The sequence below is a fragment of the Anaerolineae bacterium genome (genome assembly GCA_014360855.1).
Lineage (GTDB): Bacteria > Chloroflexota > Anaerolineae > JACIWP01 > JACIWP01 > JACIWP01.
In genome coordinates this window covers 1-7481 of record JACIWP010000160.1, presented here as the reverse complement: position 1 = coordinate 7481, position 7481 = coordinate 1, and the positions used below count along the sequence as shown (strand labels likewise).

The window sequence follows — 7481 nt, the reverse complement described above, 5'->3', positions numbered from 1 at the left end:
GTCGGGCCTCCCGCGGGCTGGCCCGCGGGAGGCCAGGGTAATAAGACGTCAGCTTTCGGCAGTTGCGGCTGCACTGCCGACGGCCGGCTTTTCCAACCAGCGCGCCGGCAGTACCAGCCCCAGCACCGCCTTCAATCCCAGGGTGCTGATAATATTCACCAGGAAGGCCAGGAAGCCCAACGCCATGAGGATGGATCCGATGATGGCGATGGTCATGTAGGGCTGATAGGGATTGGGCACCGGGTACAGGGTGCGGCGCAACATCCCCAGCGCGCCGGCGCGGCCCATAAAGTAGGCCATGGTCACACTGCCGATCATCCAGGCCCAGAAGTGAAGGTTCACCAGTCGCTGACTGCGGATCTCGAGCTTGGTCAGCATGGGCAGTAGGGCATAGATGACGGCGAAGATGAGCGACCCCAGGCCGGTCAGCAAGAAGGTGTGGGCATGCAGGGAGACCACCCATTGGGTGTTGTGGAAGATCAGGTTCAGCCCGACGTTGGCCTGGATGAGGCCGGCGGCGCCGCCCATGACGAAACCGAAGATGGAGCCGAGTACAAACTTCAGCGCCGGCGAGAACTTCACCGGCCGCGCCAGCCAGATGGTCATGAGGGAGGCGAAGATGGTCAGCCCCATGGTGAAGAACTCGCCCCAGGTGACGAACTGGCCGGAAAGCAGGCGCAGGGCAAAGGGCTGGGGCCGGTCGCCCAGCAGGTGATGGCTCCAGACGAACATGGAGACCAGCAGGTCCGCCAGGATGACGGTGCGCACCACCTTCTCGCCGTACAGCTTACGGCCGACCAGCAGGGGTACCAGCAGGTACCAGACGCCGGCGGTGTACATCAGCACGTTGCCGTCGGCCACCATGTCGAGGCCCCACCAGAACCAGTTCTTGTAGATGAGCGGGTCCACCGCCATGGGGTCCAGCCGGATGCCGGCCAGCAGGGCCGGCAGGCCGTAGGCCAGGATGAGCACCGCCGCGGTCAGCAGGACAATGGCGTTGATGACGGTATCGATGGAACCGCGCCCGACCGCCACCAGGAACACCGGCAGTTCGTTGTAGATCGGCTCGAACTCATCCTCTTTCTTCTTCAGGCCCAGCCAGCGCAGAAGCCGCGAGATGCCGAAGGCAGAGGAGAGGAACTGCCCGAAGCTGTACGAGCGCGGGTTGCTCTTGCTCAGCACAGTGCTGAACAGATTGAAGGCGAAGAGCAGGACGTTGGCTTCGATGAGCAGGAGGCCGAAGGAGTAGATGATACTGCCGGCCAGCGGCACGCGATCATACGCCACCGGCAGGGGCCAATAGAGGGTGTAGAGCGCGTTGAAGAGGGCGAAGAAGCCGGCGGACCAGCAGGTCAGCACGCCGATAATTTGGAGGAAGAAATTGACCGGTACAAGGCGTTTATGCCGGATCTCCTTGCCCAGCAGGAACGGTACCAGGAAATAAAAGGCGCCCATCACGCACATATAGGCGAAGCCGTAGATGCCCACGATGGGATGCGCGGTCAGCATGCTGTAGAACAGCTCCGCCGAGGTCGGTTCGTGCTCCACCGGACGGATGGCGTTCAGGACGGCTTCCAAGCCGTGCAGTGACCCTGGTGCGGCGAGCTGGAAGCGCATCAGGATGCCCTCAAATCCGCTCAGCGCGAGGAAAAGCAGTCCGACGACGGCGAAGCGCAGGGTCCATTTCTCGATCCAGCCGATGCGTGCCATGTCTGTTCCTCCTCTCACGGGACCACGCGGATGGCGTCAGGGATAAACATGTCGGGATGTTGGGGCCCGGAATATTCGGTGGAGCGCACATCGTAGGTGCCCGGTTCGTCGAACTTCCAAACGATGCGGTTCTGGTACTTGGGCAGGACCTGCATCTGGAAGACCATGGTGCCGTCCTTGCGGAAGACGCCGAAGCCGTATGTCACATCGTGAGAAGTGGCGACGAACTCGACGAACTCGCCGGCCTTCACTTCGATGCCGCCGGCCGGCAGGCTCATCTGGTAATTGGCGATGTCAATCTGCACGACGCGCGCCGGCGCCGGCCGCGACCACACCAGCCATGACTGCCAGGGCACCAGCGGAGATAGCGTCACCGCATTGAAGATGAGGAACACTCCGACCAACACTCCCAGCCAGATGCGTTCTTCCCGATCCATGGCGTCACCCTCCCTTGGCGCGGACTTTGCTCGCGAAGAACAACATAAAGGCGACGACGCACACCAAGAACGCGGTGTACCCCCACCAGACGACATCGGACGGATGCATCGGTTCCTCCTTTCTGTTGAGACGGGTTTTCGGAAAGGCGAAGATTGGGCTTCGGAGAAGACAGATCGCGGCGAGACGCGTCAGAGGGAGCCCACCCCAGCCGGCCAGGGCCATTCACCTCCTTCCCTTCCACGGCCGCACAGGGTCTCCCAAAAATAGTATAGCAGACCGGGAGACCTTTCGCGCGCCGGGTATGCCCAAAGGGGATCAAGATTGTACGTAGGTTTGTTCCAGCCGGTCCAGCAGTTGGTGGAAGGCCTCATGCCGGCCCGGGCCGATGCGCTCCTGCTCCACCCGCTCAAACCCCTCCAGCAGTGCACGCTCCTGCTCCTCCGACAGGTGCATGTCCGCCATGCGGTAGAGGATGTTATCCTCTTTGTAGATGTGTTGTTGGAGCAGAGAGACGTAGCCCAGCGCGTTGCGGACAATGGTGGGGATGACGGAGCGGTCGCCGGCTTTGTACGCCGCCACGGCCTCTTTCACGGCGCGCACATGGGCGCGGCCCTGCTCGTGCTCGACCAACATGACGCCGATGGGGCCGCCCTGGCGGGGGATGCCGGCCTTTTCCATCTCGGTGAACAGCAGGTCCTCCTCTTTGCCGTGGTGACAGCGGTCGGCGAAGACCTGGATGAACTCGACGATTGCTTCCAGGTCGCCGGCGGGGACGTCCTGGCCGGCTTCCAGCCGGCGGCATACTTCCTCCACGATGCGCAGCATGCGCTCGATGGCGCGGTGCTCTTCCATCAGAAGCTCAGTTGGCCGCATATCTCCTGTCCTCCATGCCTGGTATGGTTCCCGAATCGGACAGCCATATCGTACTCCGAAGTGCCCCCAGGAATCCATGACAAAAGTCACAAACTGCGGAGGTGGAACGGATGATGATCGCCTCAGAGGGCCAGGGGCCGGCCCTCTCCAAGCCTGTGGGAAACAAATAGTTTACAACGGATAGTCATTAATTAATACTGAACGCACCTCGTTAGGATTAAATTGACCCTTGACAAAATGGCCGGCTTATGCTATGCTTTATAATAGGCGCGAGAGGCGTGCAGAGCGTGAGACAATCGGGAGCGCCGGCTTGACGGCCGGCGGCCCAGAAGGAGCGTGATATGGCACACCATGAATCGGTTTCCCATGAAAAGCCGCAGGTATGTTCCATTGACATTCCCGACCGCAGTACATCCGCCCTGGCGCAGGTTGACCCCATTATCTTCGACACCATCCAGCAGGAGCGCTACCGGCAGAAATGCGGCCTGGAGATGATCGCCTCGGAGAATTACGTCAGCCGCGCCGTGTTGGAGGCCCAGGGGTCTATCCTGACCAACAAATACGCCGAGGGCTATCCGGGGCATCGCTATTACGGTGGGTGTGAATTTATTGACGTGATAGAAAGCCTGGCCATTGAGCGGGCCAAACAGCTCTTTGGGGCGGAGCACGCCAACGTCCAGCCCCATTCCGGCTCCCAGGCCAACGCCGCGGCCTACCTGGCCCTGCTGTCGCCGGGGGACATCGTGCTGGCGATGGAATTGAATCACGGCGGCCACCTGACGCACGGCCACCCGCTGAACTTCTCCGGCCAGATGTATCACTTCGTGCACTATGGGGTGAAGCGGGAGACGGAGCGCATTGACTATGACGAGGTGCGGGAGAAGGCGCGGCAGTACCATCCGCGGCTGATCGTCGCCGGCGCCAGCGCCTACCCACGCATCATCGAGTTCGACACACTGCGGGCCATCGCCGATGAGGTGGGAGCCTATTTGATGGTGGACATGGCGCACATCGCCGGCCTGGTGGCCGCCGGCCTGCATCCCAGCCCCATCCCCTACGCCCATGTGGTCACTACCACGACGCATAAGACCCTGCGCGGGCCGCGCGGCGGCATGATCCTCTGTCAGGCCGATTTCGCCAAAGCAGTGGATCGCGCCGTGTTCCCCGGCATCCAGGGCGGACCGCTGGAGCACGTCATCGCCGGCAAGGCAGTGGCTCTGGGCGAGGCCCTGCGGCCCGAGTTCAAGCTTTACCAGCAGGCGGTGGTGCGCAATGCCCAGGCGCTGGCCGATGAGCTGATGCGCGGCGGGTTCCGGCTGGTTTCCGGCGGCACGGACAATCATCTTATGCTGGTGGACCTGAGCCGCGAGCCGATCACCGGGCTGGAGGCCGAGCAGTTGCTCCACGCAGTGGGCATCACGGTGAACAAGAACGTCATCCCGTTCGACCCGCGCCCGCCGAAGATCACCAGCGGCATCCGGCTGGGGACGCCGGCGCTGACGACGCGCGGCATGGGCGAGGACGAGATACGGCATGTGGGCCGGCTGATCGTGCAGGTCCTGCGCCATCCCGACGATGAACAGGTCAAGGAGGCGGTGCGCGGCGAGGTGGCGGAGCTGTGCGCGCAATTCCCCGTGCCGGCGTAATCATCCCTTTTCGGTCAGTCCCTTCTGCCAGCGGTGCGTTCTCCATGGAACGCACCGCTTTTATTTTCCGCCTGTCTCCCTGTGTTGCGCGGTTTTGTCGCGCAGTATCGTGCGAAATTGCGCGAACAGGATTTTACAAATATGGCGTTTTGTGGTAATATGGGGTTCGGCGCAGGGGAGAGGCTATCCAAAGTCGGATTCGTCGAGGAGAGTCAGCCGTGCAGCACTACGTGTTCATTGGCTTATTCCTGCTTGTCGCCGTATTGTTCCCCATCATCGCCGTCGGCGTGGCGTATTTCCTCCGGCCGAAGCGTCCCACCCCTGAGAAATGCAGCACATACGAATGCGGCCTTGACACGCGAGGGCCCACATGGGTGCGCTTCCGCGCACAATATTACCTCTATGCCCTGGTCTTTGTGGTGTTCGACGTCGAAGTGGCCTTCCTGTATCCGTGGGCGGTGGCGTACAACCGGCTGGAGCTGTTCGGGCTGATCGAGATGCTGATTTTCCTGGGCATCCTGGTGGTGGGACTGGCCTATGCCTGGCGGAAGGGTGCGCTGGAGTGGATGTGATCCTCGCCGGCGCGTTTTTGTTGCCTTTCACCAGGTGATACATGATCCATCCCGGCGGCGCCGAAGATTGTGACACAGTGAGGTGGATATGCCAGCCATGAATGATGAAGAAATCCCCCGCAATATCCTTTTGACCACGGTGGATGCCGTCTACAACTGGGGCCGGCGCGGCTCCACCTGGCCCGTCATGTTCGGATTGGCCTGCTGTGCCATCGAGATGATCGCCGCGGCCTGCGCCCGCTATGATATCGCCCGCTTCGGCATGGAGCTTTTCCGCCCCTCTCCCCGCCAGGCAGACCTGCTCATCGTCAACGGCACGATCACCCAGAAAATGGCCCCCCAGGTGCTCCGCATCTACAACCAGATGGCAGAGCCGAAGTATGTGATCGCCATGGGGAGCTGTGCCATCTCGGGCGGGATATTCACCTCGTACGCGGTGCTCCAGGGCATTGACGAGATCATCCCGGTGGATGTGTACATCCCGGGCTGTCCCCCGCGCCCCGAGGCGTTGGTGTACGGGTTTATGAAACTGCATGAGAAGATCATGAAGCAGTCCATCAAGACCGTGCCGTGGTTCGCCAAAGAGCCGGCGGTTCGGCCGGCGCCTCAGCCCCAGCCGGCGAGCGAATGAGGGATGACCATGCTGACCCACGAGGAAATCCTCTCCCGACTGCGCGAACGCTTCCCCGAGGCGGTTCTCGATGTCCCCGAGGGCATGATTGACTTCACCATCGTCATCGCGCCGCAGGCCTGGCACGATGTGGCTCTCTTCCTGCGGGACGAGTTGGGATACGACTTCCTGACCAACGTCACCGCCGTGGACTGGCCGGACCGCTTCGAGGTGGTCTATCACCTCTACGGGGTGCAGGCCGGCCACCCCCTGCTGACGATCAAACTGCCGGTGACGGACAAGGAGAACCCCGTCGTGCCCTCCGTGGTGGATGTCTGGCGCTCCGCCGATTTCCAGGAGCGAGAGGAATATGACCTGATGGGCATCCGCTTCGAGGGCCATCCCAACCTGAAACGTATCATGATGTGGGAGGGCTATGAAGGCCATCCCCTGCGCAAAGATTTCCAGAACCGCACCTACTCCTATGCCGAGCTGGAGCCTTCCCGCAAGGCCACCCCAGACTGGTGAGTGAGACTATGAGCGTGCAGATACCTCCCACAGAACGCCTGCGCACCGATACCATTGAAATCAATATGGGCCCGCACCATCCCAGCACCCACGGTGTGTTCCGCATGGTGCTGACCCTGGACGGAGAGACGGTGGTTGATCTCGAGCCGCGCTTCGGCTATCTGCATCGCGGCATCGAGAAGACGGCGGAGGAGCGCACGTATGTGCAGAACGTGCCCTTCACGGACCGTCTCGATTACATCTGCGGCATCACCAACAACTGGGCCTATGCGCTGGCGCTGGAGAAGCTCGCCGGCATCGAGGTGCCGGAGCGCGCCGAATACATCCGCGTCATCCTGGGCGAGCTGACCCGCGTCATGAACCATATGCTGGCCATCGGCTTCCTGTGGAATGACCTGGGCGCCACGACCTTCACGCCGGTGGTCTATGCCTTCCGCGAGCGCGAGCGTATCCTGGACCTGATCGAGATGGCCGCCGGCTCGCGCATGATGCCCAGCTACATTCGCGCCGGCGGCGTCGTGGCCGATCTGCCCGAAGAGTTCATGCCGCGCCTGCAGAAGCTGGTGCCGCACCTGAAGCGCTTCATTGACGAGATGGACACCATGCTGACCAAGAACGAGATCTTCCGCGCCAGGGCGGTGGGTGTGGGCGTGCTGAAGGCCAAGGATGCCATCAATGCCGGCATCAGCGGCCCGGTACTGCGGGCCTCCGGCGTCCCCTACGACATCCGTAAAGTTGATTCCTATTCCATCTACGACCGCTTCGATTTCGAGGTGCCGGTGCATACCGCCGGCGATGTCTATGCCCGCTATCTCCAGCGCCTGGCGGAGGCGCGGCAGAGCCTGCGCATCATCGAGCAGGCCATGCGGGATATCCCCGAAGGGCCGGTCACCAGCCTGCCGTACAAACAGCTCTCTCGGCTCAAACCGCCCAAGGGCGAGGCCTACGGGCGCATCGAGTCGCCCAAGGGCGAACTGGGCTTCTATCTGGTGAGCGACGGGAGCAATAAGCCCTACCGCTTTCGCATCCGCTCCACCAGCCTGCTGAACCTGACCCTTCTGCGGGAGATGTGCATTGGCCATAAGGTGGCGGACGTGGTGACCA

Annotated in this window: 8 protein-coding genes; 5 read left to right on the top strand and 3 right to left on the bottom strand. The window is 62.0% G+C overall.

Annotation, left to right across the window (positions count from 1 at the left end; translation table 11 throughout):
• Nucleotides 1-48: 48 nt before the first annotated feature.
• The 3 genes from H5T60_09525 to H5T60_09515 all read right to left on the bottom strand — a co-directional run bounded on the left by H5T60_09525 (nucleotide 49) and on the right by H5T60_09515 (nucleotide 3021).
• The gene (locus H5T60_09525; protein ID MBC7242671.1) at nucleotides 49-1710 is read right to left on the bottom strand and encodes a cbb3-type cytochrome c oxidase subunit I; all 1662 of its coding nucleotides are present in this window, start codon (nucleotides 1708-1710) and stop codon (nucleotides 49-51) included.
• 14 nt (nucleotides 1711-1724) lie between these two features.
• Nucleotides 1725-2147, bottom strand: a complete 423-nt coding sequence (locus tag H5T60_09520) for a hypothetical protein (GenBank protein ID MBC7242670.1) — start codon at nucleotides 2145-2147, stop codon at nucleotides 1725-1727.
• A gap of 316 nt (nucleotides 2148-2463) precedes the next feature.
• Nucleotides 2464-3021 carry a hemerythrin domain-containing protein gene (locus H5T60_09515; protein ID MBC7242669.1) on the bottom strand — a complete coding sequence of 186 codons (558 nt, stop codon included), beginning with the start codon at nucleotides 3019-3021 and terminating at the stop codon, nucleotides 2464-2466.
• A gap of 341 nt (nucleotides 3022-3362) precedes the next feature.
• Here H5T60_09515 and H5T60_09510 point away from each other — a divergent pair, with 341 nt between their 5' ends.
• From H5T60_09510 to H5T60_09490, 5 genes are all read left to right on the top strand, one after another.
• Nucleotides 3363-4667 (top strand): serine hydroxymethyltransferase, encoded by a 1305-nt coding sequence (locus H5T60_09510; protein MBC7242668.1) that lies wholly within the window; start codon nucleotides 3363-3365, stop codon nucleotides 4665-4667.
• Between the two features lie 218 nt (nucleotides 4668-4885).
• Nucleotides 4886-5239 (top strand): NADH-quinone oxidoreductase subunit A, encoded by a 354-nt coding sequence (gene ndhC, locus H5T60_09505; protein ID MBC7242667.1) that lies wholly within the window; start codon nucleotides 4886-4888, stop codon nucleotides 5237-5239.
• Nucleotides 5240-5336: 97 nt separating this feature from the next.
• On the top strand, nucleotides 5337-5870 hold the full coding sequence (locus tag H5T60_09500; protein MBC7242666.1) for an NADH-quinone oxidoreductase subunit B: 534 nt from the start codon (nucleotides 5337-5339) through the stop codon (nucleotides 5868-5870).
• A 9-nt stretch (nucleotides 5871-5879) separates the two neighbouring features.
• Nucleotides 5880-6377, top strand: a complete 498-nt coding sequence (locus tag H5T60_09495; protein ID MBC7242665.1) for an NADH-quinone oxidoreductase subunit C — start codon at nucleotides 5880-5882, stop codon at nucleotides 6375-6377.
• Between the two features lie 8 nt (nucleotides 6378-6385).
• On the top strand, nucleotides 6386-7481 hold a 1096-nt coding region (locus H5T60_09490), incomplete at its 3' end, for an NADH-quinone oxidoreductase subunit D (protein ID MBC7242664.1).

What these genes read in the sequence shown, in the direction of transcription:
- H5T60_09525 (MBC7242671.1), bottom strand. Translation starts at nt 1,710, where the DNA reads ATGGCACGCATCGGCTGGATCGAGAAATGGACCCTGCGCTTCGCCGTC.
- H5T60_09520 (MBC7242670.1), bottom strand. Translation starts at nt 2,147, where the DNA reads ATGGATCGGGAAGAACGCATCTGGCTGGGAGTGTTGGTCGGAGTGTTC.
- H5T60_09515 (MBC7242669.1), bottom strand. Translation starts at nt 3,021, where the DNA reads ATGCGGCCAACTGAGCTTCTGATGGAAGAGCACCGCGCCATCGAGCGC.
- H5T60_09510 (MBC7242668.1), top strand. Translation starts at nt 3,363, where the DNA reads ATGGCACACCATGAATCGGTTTCCCATGAAAAGCCGCAGGTATGTTCC.
- H5T60_09500 (MBC7242666.1), top strand. Translation starts at nt 5,337, where the DNA reads ATGAATGATGAAGAAATCCCCCGCAATATCCTTTTGACCACGGTGGAT.
- H5T60_09495 (MBC7242665.1), top strand. Translation starts at nt 5,880, where the DNA reads ATGCTGACCCACGAGGAAATCCTCTCCCGACTGCGCGAACGCTTCCCC.